Raw genomic sequence first — 16,397 nt, forward strand, 5'->3', positions numbered from 1 at the left:
TGGACCTTGGCGGACGTCGGGTTTCCGGCCCCCGAACGGGGCCGGAAACGACTGGGGGCTCAGTTCGCGCCCTTGACCACCTGGCCGTTGACCGTGATCGAACCGTCGCGAGCAACGCTCACGTCCCAACGCTGACGGCCGTCGGGATCGGTCTTGCCGAAGCCCTTGACCATCATCAGGCCGAACGACACCTGGTTGAGCTCGGGATTGCTCTTGGCCAGTTCCTGGATGGCGGTGATCGTCTTGTCGAAGTCGCGTGCGAGGATCGATGCGGTCATCGAATATTCCGTGGTCGACTTCGGAACGCCGCGAACCTCACCTGAAATTTCGGCATCATAGACGCTGGAACGCGCCGAAATCTTCGGGAAGGCAACGACCATCTCGCCATTGGTCATGAGCTTCGCGAAAGCCTTGTCGCTCTCCTCGCTGCTCTTCTTCTCGTCGGTATAGTCGACCTTCATCAGCTCTTCGCCGAGTGCGGCGACGTTGAGCTCGGGGAAGCCGAACTGGAGCTCCAGCTCCTCGGGAACGAAGGGCGCGTACATCTCGGGCAACAACGCGGTATCAAGGCTGATCCGCTTCGCCGCCATGCCGACATCGAACCGCATCGCGTCGCTCGGGCCGCTCACGCCGATCGTGTAATCGATGCTGTCGGCGCCGCCGCTGCCGGCCACGCTCGATACGCTCACCTTGTTCAGCGTTATCGTCTCGTTCAGGCTCGTCAGCAGCGGGAACGACTTGCGCAGCAGTTCCTTGATCTTCTCGCTGTCGGCGCGCTTGAGCTTCTTGTCGTCGGCGTGCTCGATGACGAAGGCGAGGATCTCGCGGAAATCGTTGATGGAAACGCCATTCACCGCGGCGGCGAAATCCACCGAGTCGGCGCGGATCTCGACGGCCGGTACTTCCTTGCCGCTGATCGTCTCGACGAAGGCGTTCATCGTGCCGCTGCCGGCGAAATTGGTCCGCCCCTTCAACTCGGCATCAGACGAGGTCATCTTGTAGGTCGAGGGGCCGGTCTCGACGCTCACCTCTTCCTTCTCCGTCTTCGAGGAGAAGCGAAGCGCCTTGCTGGAGAAGTCGCCAGACTTGAGATAGCTGATCGCCGGATCGAAGACGCCGTTGGAAATCAGGGAATCGATGACATAGGTGAACTCGGTGTTCGGCTGGCCGGGCGCCTTGAACGCGCCGGTGACGTCGAGCGAGTTGTTGCCCTCGATCGTCCACAGGCCGCTTTCTTCAGGCGTTGCGAAGATCGACCACGGGTTCAGGCCCTTGATGGAAAAGTTCTTCGGATCGGCCTTCTTCAGGAGCGCCGCGAAGTCATAGACGATCTCGTAGCGCGTGCCCGCCGGGTTGACGGTCACGAAGCCCTTGGCCGCGTCCTTCGGCAGAAGCCGCGACAGGTTCGCCTCGATTTCCTTGGCGCCCTGCTGGTTGATATCGACCGCCTGGGCCGTCGAGATCAAGCCGAGAAGAACGACAGCGGTCGCCGTTAGGGTCTTGAGTTGCATGCTGAATTTCTCCCGTACCATTTGAGGTCGCATGTGAAGGCTCGGGCCCCGCCCTGTCAACCCGGCAGTTGCATGGGCGATTTCAGGCGGCGATCTTGCGCGAGCGCATCGGCATCGGCCGGCCGAGAAGATAGCCCTGCGCCTCGTCGCAGCCTTCGTCGAGCAGTATCCCGAGCTGGACATCCGTCTCGACGCCCTCGGCAAGCACCGGAATGCTGAGGCTTTGCCCGAGCGCCAGGATCGCGCGGATGATCGCCTTTGCTTGCTCGCTGGTCTCGACCTCGTTCATGAAGCTGCGGTCGAGCTTGATCTTGTCGAACGGGAAGGAGCGCAGCGTCTCCAGCGACGAATAGCCCGTGCCGAAATCGTCGATGGCGATGGACACGCCGAGGTTCTTCACCTGGCGCAGCGTCAGCAGCGCCCGGTCTTTGTCGACGATGATCGACGATTCGGTGATCTCGAGCTCAAGGCGCCACGGCTCGAGCCCGGTCTCGAACAGGACCGAATGCACGAGATGCGCGATATCCTGGTGGCCGATCTGGACTGGCGACAGGTTGACGGCGATCTTGTGCTTCTCGGCCCATCCGGCGGCCTCCTTGCAGGCCTCCCGCAGCACCCACTCGCCGATGGGCACGATCGCGCCGCATTCCTCGGCGACCGAGATGAAGTCGGCCGGCGGCACGTTACCGCGTGTCGGATGTTCCCAGCGCAGCAGAACCTCGTAACCGGTAATCTCGCCGGTCGAGACCGATTTCTGCACCTGGTAGTGCAGATGCAATTCGTTCCGATCGATGGCCGACCAGAGATCGCTCGCCATCTTGCGTCGGTCGCGCGCCGCCTCGTCCATCGCCACTTCATAGAAGCAGATGCGCTCGCTGAGCGTCGCCTTGGCGCGGTACATGGCCAGATCGGCGTTGGCCAGCAGCATCTCGCCGGTCGATCCGTCCTGCGGATAGATGGCGACGCCGATGCTGGCGTCGGGATTGATGTCGAAGCCGTCGATCTTGAAGTCATCCGTCAGGCTCGCCTCGAGCCGCGACACGAAATCATGCAGGTCCGCGATGTCGGAGAACTGCTTGATCGCCGCGAACTCGTCACCGCCGAAGCGGGCGACGAACTCGTCTTCGCCGAGACGCTGGCTCATTCGCTCCGACAGGGTGACCAGCACCTGATCGCCGGCGCTGTGGCCGCGCTGATCGTTGATCTCCTTGAACTTGTCGAGATCGATGCCGATGACCGCGACCTGCATTCCCGCGCGCTTGGCGACCGCCAGGTCCTGCGACAGGCGCTCGGAAAACGCCGAGCGGTTGGGCAATCCCGTCAGCGCGTCGTGGCGCGCCATGAACGCGATCCTTTCTTCCGAAAGCAGCCGCTCCGTGATGTCCTCGTAGGTCGCGACCCAGCCGCCATCGGGAAGCTCGTTGAGGTTCAGCTGGATCGACCGGCCATGCGCGATCTTGTGAATGATCGAGTGTTCACCCAGCCTGAACGCGCGCTTCAGCTTGTCGTAATGCTCGGACGAGCGCGTCGCCACCAACTCGGGATCGGAAAAGTGGATCTCGTATCCGAGCGCGATGATCTGCCTGTAGCTCATGCCGGGACGGATCGTTCCCGGCTGAAATTCGAAGATCTCGCTATAGCGGCGGTTTGCGAGAACGAGGCGCTCCTCGGCGTCGAACAGGCAGATGCCCTGGGAGACGTTCTCAAGCGCGAGGTCGAGATTGCGCGAGACTTGCTTGATGCGGTCGCGGTCGGCTTTCTGCTCGGTCACGTCCCTGGTGATCTTCGCGTAGCCGGCGATCTCGCCGTCGGCGGCCCAGATGGGATCGATCACGACGTGAGCCCAGAACGAGGTTCCATCCTTGCGGAAGCGCCAGCCCTCCGCCTCGAATTTGCCCTCCGTACGCGCCTTCAGCAGGGCACGCTGCGGCAGGCCGGCGGCGCGCTCCTCCTCGGAATAGAATCGTCCGAAATCCTCGCCGATGATTTCGTCGGCGGTGTATCCCTTCGCGCGCTGCGCGCCGACGTTCCAGTTCGTGACGCGGCCGTCCTTGTCGAGCATGTAGATCGCGTAATCGGTCACGCCCTGCACGAGCATCTCGAAACGCGCCTCGCTTTCCTTGGTCGAGCTTTCCGCCCGCATCGCGAACAGCGCCGCGGCGAAGCCGGACGCGATCATCGACAGCGACACGGAGAGAAGGGTGACGACCATGAAGCCCGTCGACATGGTTTCGCTCGGATCGACCGTCGGGCCGGGACCGGGTACGATCGTCAGCGCCGCCATGGCGGTGAAATGCATCGCCACGATGGCCGCGCAGACGGTGGCGGCCGGCACGAGCAGCTTGCGGCCCGCGGCCTTGATGTCGGGAAGCAGGTAGAAGCCGATAGCCGAAATGACGACGGCAAGGGTCATCGAGGCGATGACGAACGACCGGTCCCATGTCATGCTGCCGGCAAACCGCATCGCCGCCATGCCGAGGAAGTGCATCGACGTGACGCCGATGCCGAACAGCACCCCGGCGAACGCCCTGCGCGCCCTGCTTTCGGCCCCGGCCGCGAAGGTCACGGCCGCAAGCGTGGCAACCAGCACCAGCGCCAGCGATGTCAATGTTCCGGACGTATCGTAAGTGACGACCACGCCGCCGCTATAAGCGAGCATCGCCACGAAATGCGTCGCCCAGATCCCGAAGCCGCCGGCGGCACCACCCATCAACAGCCAGATCAGGCGCGCCACCTTGACGGTGTTTCGCGCCCGCTGCAGCAGCGTCAGCGCGGCAAGGCTCGACAGGAAGCACAGGCACGCGGCCAGCACGACCAGCCTGAGATCGTGCATTTGGGCAATGCAGTTAAAAACGGTAAACATGACTTATCCGGACCAATTTGCCGTTCCGCTTTCATACGCGGCGGCTTAAGAAAGCGATAATGCCGGCGGTCCGCGCGGTCCTGGCGATGGCTAATCGCGACTGTTATTAATGCCGCGTCAACGGCGGGTGATCCTGGGTTTTGATTGGCCTTCGCGGCGAATGCCCAAGTTGCATCAGGCCATGCTAAAAGACTCACGCTAAAAGACAGGGGCGGTCTCGCCTGCGTCCGTGCCCCGCCGGATGACGACCCTTGCCATTCCACCGCAACTAGACTATAGCGCACGCGTCCGCACAGACACCCTTGGAGGCAATGCGGATGAGGATGGGGAAACCCGCCTCCAGTTCAGCGACAGGCGATGCCTGCGCCGAGCTCTCCAAATAACCTCGGAAGGAAAAGTCATGAGCCACGAAAGCTACGAGCTCAAGGCCGAGGCGCGCGAACGGGTTGGTAAGGGGTCCGCCCGTGAACTTCGCCGCAATGGTCTCATCCCGGCTGTCATCTATGGTGACAAGCAGGCCCCAATTTCGATCTCCCTCAGCACCAATGAGGTAACGAAGCGCATCCACGCTGGCGGTTTCATGACCACCATCGCTACGATCGACGTCGACGGCAAGAAGTACAAGGTTCTGCCGAAGGACTACCAGCTCGATCCGGTCCGCGACTTCACGATGCACGTGGATTTCCTGCGCGTATCCGGCAACACCCAGGTCTCCGTCCAGATCCCGGTTCACTTCATCAACGAAGAGAAGTCCCAGGGCCTCAAGGTCGGCGGCGTTCTGAACATCGTTCGTCACGAAGTCGAAGTTCATTGCCCGGCCGATGCGATCCCGGAATTCTTCAACGTTGACCTCAGCGGCAAGAAGATCGGCGACAGCATCCACATCTCCGAAGTCACCCTGCCGAAGGGCGTGACCACGGTTATCGACCGCGACTTCACGATCGCCACGATCGTTGCTCCGGCAGCAGGCGTATCGGAAGAAGAAGAAGCTGGCGAAGCTGAAGCTTGATCTTTTGAACGCTTGAACGCTTTGTAAAGTATAAGACCCGCTTTCTCCGGAAAGCGGGTCTTTTCATTTCCGCCGGCCGAAGCATTTCAACTTCGATTAAGACATTTCGTGGAAGCATGCCCCATCGTTTCAGAACACGTTCCGTTCCGAACGAAGACATTGCGCGGTAAGGGGCAAACGCAGGAAAATGCATAATTCCGTCCAGAACAGATTTCTAGGAATTGTGTTCGCCGCGCTTCTTCTGCTCGTAACCCCGCTTTTTGTTCTCTTCCTTTTCCTCTCCTCGGAACGAGCCGAAAAGGAAATCCGCGACGGCATCTCTGTTCTTCTCGTCGCCAACGCGCAGGCGCTTGCAAAGCCGCTCTGGGATCTGGATGAAGACAGCGTCACGCAGATCAGCGCCGCCGTCGTCTCGCAGGGCAGCATCGTCAAGGTTCAGGTCCGCGACGGCTCGGGCCAGCTCGACGTCAGCCAGTCGACCATCCCGGCATCCTACCGGGGCGGACTGGTCGAGGTATCGCGCGCCATCACCTACACCACACTGGACGGCCCGAAGAAGCTCGGGACCATCTCGGTCTTCTATCCCGCGCCCGACCTGTTTTCCGGCCTGAGGAACGAAGAGATCATCTTCCTGTCGATCTTCGTCTTCGCCGTTCTCATCGTCTTTTGCGCCGGGCTCATCGGCAACCGCATCGTCCTCATCAGACCGTTGATGCGCCTGATCGCGGCCATCGAGGCCACCGGCCAGCTCGGTTCTCGCCATCATGTCGACTGGCGCTCCAACGACGAGATGGGCCGCCTGGCCCGCAGCTTCAACACCATGCAGTCCAAGCTGGAGAGCGAGGAGCAGGAACTGAAACTCGCGCATCGCCGCGCCATCGACATCTACAATCTGACACCGGCCATGCTGTTCTCCCTCGACGAGGACGACCGCATCACCGCCGTCAGCGACTACTGGCTCGCCGCCACCGGCTACAAGCGCGAGGACATCGTCGGCAATCGCTTCGCCGATCTCGTCACGCCCGACACGCGCGGCGCGTTCCTCGAGCGCAAGGACGACCTGAATGGCGGCGTGACCGTCGATGTCACCGTCAAGTTCCTGTGTGCCGACGGTTGCGTCATGGACGTGCTGATTCTGGAATCGAAGGCCGCGACCGGCGGCCAGGACTTCCTGTCGCTCTCCGTCATGACCGATGTCACCGCGCTGAAGGCCTCCGAAGCCCGCAACCACAAGCAGGCGATCACCGACCACCTGACCGGCCTTCTCAATCGCCAGGGCTTCGAGACCGTACTCGACGGCAAGATCCGCGAGGCCGACGCCGCCAGCCAGGAGCTCGCCTGCCTGTTCGTCGATCTCGACCGCTTCAAGTGGATCAACGACAATCTCGGCCACGCCGAGGGCGACAAGGCGCTGCGCGAGTTCGTCGGCCGCCTGAAGAGCAAGCTCGCGCCATCGGACGTGGCAGCCCGCCTCGGCGGTGACGAGTTCGCGATCCTGCTGCCATCGCAAGACGCCGCCCGGCGCGCCGATCTGATGGCCGAGATGCTCGCCGCGATCTTCGACGAGCCTTTCGGTACCGACATGCATCTGAGCGCCAGCGTCGGCATCGCCATCTATCCGCGCCACGCCGACAATGCCGCCGAGCTGCTGCAGAAATCCGACATGGCGATGTATGCCAAGAAGCGCGACGGCAAGAACGGCGCCCAGCATTTCGACAACGAAATGGTCGACCACGCCCGCGCCCGCGCCGAGATCGAGAGCTGCATCGAGATCGGCCTGATCGAGGACTGGTTCGAGGCCTATCTCCAGCCGATCGTCAATCTCAACGGCCGAGGCGTCGCCGGCTTCGAGGCACTGATGCGCCTCAATCATCCGGTCAAGGGCCTGATGGCGCCGGCCGGCGTCATCAACGTCGCCGAGGAGACGGGCAAGATCATCCGCGTCGGCAATGTCATCATGGAAAAGGCGATCGAGCATCTGGCGGCGCTCTCGGCGCTTCCCGGCCTGGAAAACAGCTACCTCGCCATCAACTTCTCGCCGCTGCAGTTCGAGCCGTCGCTGCCGGCGCGGCTGGCATCGCTGCTGATGCGCCACAATATCCGCCCCGAGCGGATCGTCGTCGAGATCACCGAAGCGGTCTTGATGCACAACAACCCCGAAATCCGCAAGATCGTCAGCGATATCCGCCAGTTCGGCTGCCGCATCGCGCTCGACGACTTCGGCACCGGCTACTCCTCGCTCAGCTATCTTAATCGCTTCCCTGTCGACATCATCAAGATCGACCAGTCCTTCACCCGCTCGATCAACGACGCCAACGAGGATATAAGGCGCAAGAGCCGCACGCTCGTCGAGAGCATCACGACGCTCTCACACAAGATGGGCTGCAACGTGATCGCCGAAGGTATCGAGACCGAGCAGGAGTGCCATACGCTGTGCGAGATGGGCCTCGACTACGGACAGGGCTATCTCTTCCACCGGCCGCAGACCGTCGATCAGCTGATGATCCGGCTGGCGGATGCTCAAACGCTCGCCCGCGCCTCCTAGACGCAAGAGAGAAGCCGAGATGATAAAACCGCTGCTGCTTCTCGCTCTCCTGAGCTTGCCCTTCGCCGGCCCGGCAAGTGCCGCCACCGTCAATTTCGTGACCGAGGAATACCCGCCCTTCAGCTACCACGAAGGCAAGGACCTGAAAGGCGCGGCCATCGAGCAGGTGCGGATGTTGATGCGGAAGGCCGGGATCGATATGAGCGTCGAGATCATGCCCTGGAGCCGCGCCTACGCCGCCACCCAGGCCACCCCGATGACCTGCCTCTTCACGACCGCGCACAGCCCCGAGCGCGACCAGCTGTTCAAGTGGGTCGAGCCGCTGCTTGTGGACGACAACATCCTGGTGGCGACGGCTTCGTCGGGCATTCCCGCAACCGATCCGGACAGCACCCGGCGTTACGTCGTGGGCACCCATCGCGGCGACTACACCGAGAAGCTGCTGAAGGAAAAGGGGTTCACCAGGATCGATGTCGCCAGCGACTTCCCGTCGACGCTGCGCAAGCTGCTGAGCGGCCGCATCGACCTGATGCCCATCTCGTCGATCTATTTCGAGAAACTCAAGCTCGAACACCCCCTGGTGCGTATCGCGACGCTCTCTTCCCAGTCGCTCGGGATCGCCTGCGAGAAGAGCTTCCCCGAGGATTTGAGGGCCAGGATGCAGCAGGCGCTCGACGAATTGATCTCCGACGGCACCCAGCGGGCGATCTTCGAGAAATACGGCCTGCGCCCGCGCCCCTGATCGCGCGCTCCAAATCTTGCTGGCCCGATCTCGCTGGCCCGATCTCGCGCGCCCGATCTAGCTTGCCCGATCTCGCTTGATTGATTCTGGCCCTCATCGGCACGCGCGCGCTTGACTTCGGCGCCGTTTCGCGGTGGTGAACGTGCTCGGGAAATCGAAACGCTCAGGAATGAACGCGCCATGCTTGTTATCGCCGGCCTCGGCAATCCCGGCAGACAATATGCCGGCAACCGCCACAACATCGGCTTCATGGCCGTGGACGCCATCCACCGCCGCCACTCGTTTTCGCCCTGGTCGAAGAAGTTCAAGGCCGAGATCTCCGAAGGCGAGATCGCGGGCGAAAAGGTGCTGCTGATCAAGCCGCAGACCTACATGAACCTGTCGGGCGAATCCGTCGGCGAGGCCATGCGCTTCTACAAGCTGCAGCCATCGGACATCGTCGCCATCTACGACGAACTCGACCTTTCGCCCGCCAAGGCCCGCATCAAGGTCGGCGGCGGCCATGGTGGCCATAACGGCGTGAAGTCGCTCGACGCCCATTGCGGCAAGGACTACCGGCGCCTGCGCCTCGGCATCGGCCATCCCGGCAACAAGGATCTGGTGCACAACTACGTACTCGGCGATTTCGCCAAGGTCGACCAGACCTGGCTGGAACCGATGCTCGACGCGCTCGCGGACAATCTCGACATGCTGGTCAGACGCGAGGATTCGCAGCTGATGAACAAGCTGGCGCTCGCCGTCGGCGGCAAGGAAGACGAGGACAAGCCGAAGCCCGCCAAGCCGTCGGGTGCGAACGCCGCCAGTCAGCAGCCTGCCGGCCAGAAATCCGATGGCCAGAAGCCCGCCGGCAAGTCGCACATCCACCAGGCCCGCAACAGCGCCCAGCCGAAGAAGCTGCCGACGACGGGACCGATGGCCGAGATGCTGAAGAAGATGTTCGGCAAGAAGGAAGACTGAGAAGCGCCCTCGCCTCTTGCGATCCGCACCGCTGAGCCTATTCCTCGGGCTCTGTCGTGAACATCAGCGGGAAGCCCGCTTCCTTGCCGAAATCGATGGCCTCCTTGGCCTTGGTCTCGGCGATATCCTTGGCGCAGACGACCACGACGGCGGTGCCGAGCTTGTGCGCGGTCATCATCACCCGGTATCCGGCCTCCTCGCTCATCCGGAAGACGACCTTCAGAACCGCCGTCACGAATTCGCGCGGCGTGAAGTCGTCGTTGACGAGAATGACCTTGTAGAGCTTCGGCCGATCGAGTTTCGGCTTGGCCTTCACTTTCGGTGTCAGGGCGACGTCGTTGTCACTCATCGGGCAGTCCATCCGTTGATGACAGGAAAGGGGCGAGCCTGTGCTCAGCTCCCATATTATATTGCACCGCAAGCGCCGCTTTCAAGCCAAAGCCGCTTTGATCACGCAACATCGCTCGAAAAGCTTGACCCGGAGGCGGCTTTTACCCCATACGCACGGCCAAGGAATTCAAGAACAGCAGGTTTCAGCCATGGGCTTCAAATGCGGTATCGTCGGTCTGCCGAATGTCGGCAAGTCGACCCTCTTCAACGCACTCACCAAGACGGCGGCGGCGCAGGCGGCGAACTATCCCTTCTGCACGATCGAACCGAACACCGGCGAAGTCGCCGTTCCCGATCCGCGCATGCAGAAGCTGGCGGGCATTGCTGGCTCGAAGGAAATCATCCCGACGCGCATCTCCTTCGTCGACATCGCCGGCCTCGTGCGCGGCGCGTCCAAGGGTGAAGGCCTCGGCAACAAGTTCCTCGCCAACATCCGCGAAGTCGATGCCGTCGTCCACGTGCTGCGCTGCTTCGAGGATGACGACATCACGCACGTCGAAGGCCGCATCAACCCTGTCGGCGACGCCGACACGATCGAGACCGAGCTGATGCTCGCCGACCTCGAAAGCCTGGAGCGCCGCGTCGAGCAGACCCGCAAGCGCGCCACCAGCAAGGACAAGGAAGCGCTGGCTCAGCTTCCGGTCATGGAAGCGGTGATCAAGCTGCTCAACGAAGGCAAGCCCGCCCGTCTTCTCCTGAAGACGCTGGCGCCCGAGGAGATCGAGATCCTGAAGGGCCTCAACCTCCTCACCTCGCACCCCGTCCTCTACGTCTGCAACGTCGCCGAGGGCGATGCCGTCGATGGCAACGAGCACACCAGGGCCGTCGCCGAAATGGCCGAGAAGCAGGGCGCGGAATGCGTCATCATCTCGGCGGCGATCGAAGCCGAAGTGGCGCAGCTGCCGGAAGAAGAAGCAACCGAGTTCCTCTCGGCGCTTGGTCTTACGGAAGCCGGTCTCGACCGCCTGATCCGCGCCGGCTACCATCTGCTCGACCTGATCACCTATTTCACCGTCGGCCCCAAGGAAACCCGCGCCTGGACCATCCGCCGCGGCACCAAGGCCCCGCAGGCGGCAGGCGTCATCCACACCGATTTCGAGCGCGGCTTCATCCGCGCCTTCACCATCGGCTACGACGACTACATCAACTTCAAGGGTGAAGTCGGCGCCAAGGAAGCCGGAAAGGGCCGCGACGAAGGCAAGGAATACGTCGTCCAGGACGGCGACGTCATCCACTTCCGCTTCAACACCTGATTTCGAGACGAGAAGACTGCCGCCTTGAGCAGGTCGCGCAAAACTGTGCAGCGGTTTTGCGGCACCGACATGCGACAAAACCAAGACTTGAAGCGTGATGCGCGAATCCGAGGGATCACGACACGCTCTAAGCCGGCGGCAGTCTCTTCTGCATGCCATCAGGCAGACGGCGCACGACGGAACGCCGGAGCGGCATCCACCCCGTGCCGATGACAAGAACGATCACGCCCACCGCAAGCAGCGTGATGAAGATGTAGGTATCGACCTGCGCATTGCCCTGGCGGAAGATCCCGTAGAGCGCGGCGCCCAGCGATACCAGCCCCGACGTCACGAAGGCGCGGCGGTCGATGATCAGCCCCACCAGCATCAGCGCTATTACGGTAACGACCACCACGGGCGTGCGCATCGACACCGTGTCGAGGCCGCCGAGCGCGCCGCCTCCGCCGCCCGACAGCCACAGGATGCTGTATAGAAGCGCCGGCGCGGCGCCGAGATGCAGCCAGAAGGCAATGTCGGAATTGACCGTGCGGCGCAGCGGGTCCATCAGATCGAAGCGCATCGCCAGCGCGAACAGCCCGACCGCGCAGACGACCGCCAGCACCGACAGGACCCCGCCATGGGTGACGGCGAAGAGCGGATCGCCGCTCAGCCAGCCGAGCAGGCGCAGGATGAGCTGCAGCGCCACGACCACCGCCCCCATGATCGCCAGCGCGAAGGCAAGCGGTATCCGGTAGAGCAGATAGAAAAGCCCGAGCACGACGGGGAAGGCCAGCGTGTATTGCAGCCCCTCGTTGTTGTCGCCGAGCCCGATGATCTGATGCGATCCCTGCAGCAGCAGGGCCGACACGGACGCCGTCCAGAAGGCCAGCGCGATGGTCAGCGCCACCGCCGGCAACGCCAGCCGCTGGCGGCGCACGAGGATTTCCGCGAGCACGATGATGGCCGGCAGGACCGCGTAGATGGAGCCGACGCCCCAGAGCCCCGCAAGCGCCACCACGATACCGATGGTGATCAGCACGTCGTGAAAGCCGCGCACGAAGCTCGGCGTCTCCGTATCCGAAAATGCCGCCCCTCCCGTTGCCTGGTCCCGTACCGCCGACACCGTGGCATCCGCGCGCACGCCGCGGGCGACGAGAAACGACAACAGGCGCTCGGAAGCCTGCGACGGGATGATCCCCTCGCGCTCGGCCTCGTCAAGGATCGACTTCAGTTCGGACATGCGGAATTCTCGCTGGAATCGTTGAGTGACGCCGCATGCTATTGTAATCATGACGAAACGCCTATGACGTGGAGACGAATTTGTCCGATCAGATACTGGCCTACGAGGATTTTCAACCCGGTCGCCGCTTCCCGCTTGGACCGACAGCCGTCTCCGCCGAGGAAATCGTCGAATTCGCCCGCGAGTTCGACCCGCAACCGATGCATACGGACGAAGCGGCCGGGCGCGCGAGCATTCTCGGCGGGCTCGCCGCCTCCGGCTGGCACACATCGGCGATGCTGATGCGGATGATGATCGACAGCTACCTGCTGCATTCGCTGTCGGAAGGTTCACCGGGCATCGACATCATGGAATGGCGCAGACCCGTCATCGCCGGCGACACGCTCGCCGGCCACTCCACCGTGCTCGAGGCGCGCGCGTTGCGCTCGCGTCCCGGGATCGGCATCGTCAAGTTCCGCCACGAGCTGGAAAACCAGCGCGGCGAACTGGTCTGCCTGTCGGAAAACGCGATCATGTTCCGAATGGCCGTCCCGGCGCAGGCACGCACGGGAGCAAGCGCATGAGGATGCTGGATCGCTACGCGCTCGGTGAAAGGACCGAGACGGGAAGCTACGCCTTCACCGAGGAAAACATCATCCGCTTCGCGACGCGCTACGATCCGCAGCGCTTCCATGTGGACAGGCAAGCCGCGCGCGAAAGCCTGTTCGGCGACCTTTGCGCCTCGGGCTGGCATACATGCGCCGGCTGGATGACGACCTTCGTCGCCTATTGGCTCGCCGAAAGCCGGAAACTGGCGAGCGAAGGCCACACGCCGCCCAAGCTCGGCCCGGCCGCCGGCTTCAAGGACCTGCAATGGATACGCCCGGTCTTCGCGGGCGAAACCGTCGATTACGCCGTCACCCTGCTGTCGAGCCGGCCACTGGCCTCGCGCCCGGGACGCATCCTCAACACCATCCTCTGCGAGGGCCATGTCGCGGGCGTCCCGGTTGTCCGGTTCGAAAGCAGCGTGCTGGAATTCGAATAGGGCTCGGATCGCGCACCGGACAGAGCCTTTCCTGGAAGCCCGCTCAGTGGCCCGGAAATTCGACGAGCGTGCGCACGTCGACGCCGAGCGCTTCCAGTTTCGCGCGCCCGCCGAGATCCGGCAGGTCGATGACGAAGCAGGCAGACACCACCTCGGCGCCCATCTGGCGCAGAAGCTGGGTGGCGCCGACGGCGGTTCCGCCCGTGGCGATCAGATCGTCGACGAGGATCACCTTCTCGCCCGGCTTCACCGCATCGACATGCATTTCCATTTCGTCAACGCCGTATTCCAGGCTGTAGGCGATGCGCACGGTCTCATGCGGCAGCTTGCCCTTCTTGCGGATCGGCACGAAACCCGCCGAAAGCTGATGCGCCACGGCGCCGCCGAGAATGAAGCCGCGCGCCTCCATGCCGGCGATCTTGTCGATCTTCGTCCCGGCATAAGGCTGCACCAGCTCGTCCACCGCGCGCCGGAAAGCCCGCGCATTGCCGAGCAGCGTGGTGATGTCGCGGAAGATGATGCCGGGCTTCGGGTAGTCCCGGATGGAGCGGATGGCGGCGGCGAGCTCCGAGGTCGTGTCGGTCATGGAATGTCCAGTTTGTAGGCATGAAATCGGCTGCACCCTATCAACTGCATCCACGGGAACCAACAAAAAAGGCGCCCCGGGGAGCGCCTTTCCAATCAAGCCTTTGCGATACCCTACTGCTCCTTGCGGGCGTAGACCGACCGCTTGGTGAGGTAGATGAGGACGGTGAAGATCAAAAGGAACACCATGACCATGAAGCCGGTCTGCTTGCGATCGACCAGATGCGGCTCGGCGGCCCACATCAGGAACGAGGCAACGTCCTTGGCGTACTGATCGACCGTCCCCGGGGTGCCGTCGTCATAGGTCACCTGCCCGTCGGACAGCGGCGGCGGCATGGCCAGAACCGAGGCGGCATTGAAATAGGGATTGTAGTGCTGGCCCTGCGACACCGTCGTCCCGGCCGGCGGGTTCTCGTAGCCCGTCAGCAGCGAGTAGATGTAATCCGGCCCGCCTTCCTGGTACTGCGTGAAAATGTCGAAGATGAACTTCGGGAAGCCGCGTTCGATTTCACGGGCCTTGGCGATCAGCGAGAAGTCAGGCGGCGCCGCACCGTTGTTGGAGGCCGCTGCCGCTTCCGCGTTGGGGAACGGCGACGGGAAGTAGTCGGATGGCACGGCCTTGCGCGTATACATGTCGCCCGCCGCGTTCGGTCCGTCCTGGACCTCGTAATTGGCGGCGAACGCCTTGACCTGCGCGTCCGAATAGCCGAGGTCGCCGAGCATGCGGAACGGCACCAGCTTTATCGAGTGGCAGGCCGCGCAGACCTCGCTGTAGACCTTCAGGCCGCGCTGCAACTGGCCCTTGTCGTAATAGCCGAGAGGACCGGCGAAGGTCCAATCGACCTCCTTGGGCTCCTTCATCGGATAGTGCGGGGCGGCCGCGGTCTCCTGCTGCGCGCCGGGCTTTGGGTCCTGGGCGAGCGCCGCGGTCCCGAGACAGCCGGCGAATGCCAGTGACAGTATGCTTGCAACAAGCTTTTTCATGATGTGTGTTCCCTCTCGCCGCCCGCTCATGCCTTGGCCGCTTGGGCAGCGACTGACTTGTTGCGTTTCTCCAGCACCGCCTCGGTGATCGAGTTCGGCAGCCGGCGCGGTGTCTCGACGAGACCCAGGACGGGCATGACGATCAGGAAGAAGGCGAAGTAGAGCAGCGTGCTGATCTGCGAGATCGTGGTGTAGAGGCCTTCCGCCGGTTGCGAACCGAGCCAGCCGAGGATGATCGCGTTGATCACGAACAGCCAGTAGGCCATCTTGTACCACGGACGATAGACGGCGGAGCGGACCTTCGACGTGTCGAGCCACGGCAGGAAGAACAGCACGATGATGGCGCCGAACATGACGAGCACGCCGCCCAGCTTGGAATCGATCGGGCCGATGTTGAAGGTGATCGAGCGCAGCATCGCGTAGAAAGGCAGGAAGTACCACTCCGGCACGATATGCGCCGGCGTCTTCAGCGGATCGGCCGGGATGTAGTTGTCGGCGTGGCCGAGATAGTTCGGCAGGTAGAAGACGAAATAGGCGTAGACCAGGAGGAAGACCGAAACGCCGAGCGCGTCCTTGAGCGTCGCGTACGGCGTGAACCGCACGGTGTCGGTCTTGGTCTTGATTTCGACGCCGGTCGGATTTGTCTGGCCGGTGACGTGCAGCGCCCAGATGTGCAGCACGACCACGCCGGCAATGACGAACGGCAGAAGATAGTGCAGCGAGAAGAAGCGGTTAAGCGTCGGATTGTCGACCGCGAAGCCGCCGAGCAGGAACTGCTGCACCCATTCGCCGATCAGCGGGAATGCCGAGAAGAAGCCGGTGATGACGGTGGCGCCCCAGAAGGACATCTGGCCCCAGGGCAGCACGTAGCCCATGAAGCCGGTCGCCATCATCAGGAGATAGATGAGGACGCCGAGAATCCAGAGGATTTCGCGCGGCGCCTTGTACGAGCCATAGTAGAGGCCACGCGCGATGTGCAGGTAGACAGCGACGAAGAAGAACGACGCGCCGTTGGCGTGCATGTAGCGCAGCAGCCAGCCGTAGTTGACGTCGCGCATGATCTTTTCGACGGAATTGAAGGCAACCGACGTTTCCGCCGCATAGTGCATGGCGAGCACGACACCGGTCATGATCTGCACGACGAGCATGACCGAGAGCATTGCGCCGAAGGTATAGGCGTAGTTCAGGTTGCGCGGAACCGGATAGGCGACGAAGCTGTCATAGACGAGACGAGGCAGCGGCAGGCGCGCATCGATCCACTTCTCAAGGCCGGTTGATGGCTCGTAGCTGGATTGGCCACTCATAAATCAGTCCC

At 62.7% G+C, this 16,397-nt stretch carries 14 protein-coding genes; 7 read left to right on the forward strand and 7 right to left on the reverse strand.

Going from position 1 to position 16,397, the window contains the following annotated elements:
- Positions 1–59 precede the first annotated feature (59 nt).
- Positions 60–1,511, reverse strand: a complete 1,452-nt coding sequence (locus GGQ67_RS06265; protein WP_183899322.1) for a hypothetical protein — start codon at positions 1,509–1,511, stop codon at positions 60–62.
- Between the two features lie 82 nt (positions 1,512–1,593).
- Entirely contained in the window at positions 1,594–4,374 is a 2,781-nt protein-coding gene (locus GGQ67_RS06270; protein WP_183899323.1) for a bifunctional diguanylate cyclase/phosphodiesterase, read from the reverse strand.
- A gap of 400 nt (positions 4,375–4,774) precedes the next feature.
- Between GGQ67_RS06270 and GGQ67_RS06275 the strand changes: the two genes are divergently transcribed.
- The 4 genes from GGQ67_RS06275 to pth all read left to right on the forward strand — a co-directional run bounded on the left by GGQ67_RS06275 (position 4,775) and on the right by pth (position 9,627).
- The gene (locus GGQ67_RS06275) at positions 4,775–5,383 is read left to right on the forward strand and encodes a 50S ribosomal protein L25/general stress protein Ctc (protein ID WP_183899324.1); all 609 of its coding nucleotides are present in this window, start codon (positions 4,775–4,777) and stop codon (positions 5,381–5,383) included.
- A 187-nt stretch (positions 5,384–5,570) separates the two neighbouring features.
- On the forward strand, positions 5,571–7,928 hold the full coding sequence (locus GGQ67_RS06280) for an EAL domain-containing protein (protein ID WP_183899325.1): 2,358 nt from the start codon (positions 5,571–5,573) through the stop codon (positions 7,926–7,928).
- A gap of 22 nt (positions 7,929–7,950) precedes the next feature.
- Entirely contained in the window at positions 7,951–8,670 is a 720-nt protein-coding gene (locus GGQ67_RS06285) for a transporter substrate-binding domain-containing protein (protein ID WP_183899411.1), read from the forward strand.
- 180 nt (positions 8,671–8,850) lie between these two features.
- The gene (pth, locus tag GGQ67_RS06290; protein ID WP_183899326.1) at positions 8,851–9,627 is read left to right on the forward strand and encodes an aminoacyl-tRNA hydrolase; all 777 of its coding nucleotides are present in this window, start codon (positions 8,851–8,853) and stop codon (positions 9,625–9,627) included.
- Between the two features lie 37 nt (positions 9,628–9,664).
- Here the strand turns inward: pth and clpS are convergent, their stop codons facing one another.
- Positions 9,665–9,976 (reverse strand): ATP-dependent Clp protease adapter ClpS, encoded by a 312-nt coding sequence (clpS, locus tag GGQ67_RS06295; protein WP_183899327.1) that lies wholly within the window; start codon positions 9,974–9,976, stop codon positions 9,665–9,667.
- 190 nt (positions 9,977–10,166) lie between these two features.
- Here clpS and ychF point away from each other — a divergent pair, with 190 nt between their 5' ends.
- Positions 10,167–11,270 (forward strand): redox-regulated ATPase YchF, encoded by a 1,104-nt coding sequence (ychF, locus tag GGQ67_RS06300; protein WP_183899328.1) that lies wholly within the window; start codon positions 10,167–10,169, stop codon positions 11,268–11,270.
- A 127-nt stretch (positions 11,271–11,397) separates the two neighbouring features.
- On the opposite strand, the gene GGQ67_RS06305 is transcribed toward ychF, so the two are convergent.
- Positions 11,398–12,489, reverse strand: a complete 1,092-nt coding sequence (locus GGQ67_RS06305) for a hypothetical protein (protein WP_183899329.1) — start codon at positions 12,487–12,489, stop codon at positions 11,398–11,400.
- 80 nt (positions 12,490–12,569) lie between these two features.
- On the opposite strand from GGQ67_RS06305, the gene GGQ67_RS06310 reads away from it, so the two are divergent.
- Positions 12,570–13,052: a MaoC family dehydratase gene (locus GGQ67_RS06310; RefSeq protein ID WP_183899330.1), complete on the forward strand. Its 483-nt coding sequence runs from the start codon at positions 12,570–12,572 to the stop codon at positions 13,050–13,052.
- Entirely contained in the window at positions 13,049–13,513 is a 465-nt protein-coding gene (locus GGQ67_RS06315) for a MaoC/PaaZ C-terminal domain-containing protein (protein ID WP_183899331.1), read from the forward strand. Before GGQ67_RS06310 ends, GGQ67_RS06315 begins: the two co-directional genes overlap by 4 nt.
- Positions 13,514–13,556: 43 nt before the next feature.
- Here the strand turns inward: GGQ67_RS06315 and GGQ67_RS06320 are convergent, their stop codons facing one another.
- The 3 genes from GGQ67_RS06320 to GGQ67_RS06330 all read right to left on the reverse strand — a co-directional run bounded on the left by GGQ67_RS06320 (position 13,557) and on the right by GGQ67_RS06330 (position 16,386).
- Positions 13,557–14,099 (reverse strand): adenine phosphoribosyltransferase, encoded by a 543-nt coding sequence (locus tag GGQ67_RS06320; RefSeq protein ID WP_183899332.1) that lies wholly within the window; start codon positions 14,097–14,099, stop codon positions 13,557–13,559.
- A 113-nt stretch (positions 14,100–14,212) separates the two neighbouring features.
- Positions 14,213–15,082 carry a cytochrome c1 gene (locus GGQ67_RS06325; protein ID WP_183899333.1) on the reverse strand — a complete coding sequence of 290 codons (870 nt, stop codon included), beginning with the start codon at positions 15,080–15,082 and terminating at the stop codon, positions 14,213–14,215.
- Between the two features lie 26 nt (positions 15,083–15,108).
- Entirely contained in the window at positions 15,109–16,386 is a 1,278-nt protein-coding gene (locus tag GGQ67_RS06330; protein ID WP_183899334.1) for a cytochrome b, read from the reverse strand.
- Between the last annotated feature and the right edge of the window lie 11 nt (positions 16,387–16,397).

Origin of the sequence: Rhizobium metallidurans (assembly GCF_014196505.1) — a bacterium.
In the GTDB taxonomy this organism is placed as follows: Bacteria; Pseudomonadota; Alphaproteobacteria; order Rhizobiales; family Rhizobiaceae; genus Rhizobium; species Rhizobium metallidurans.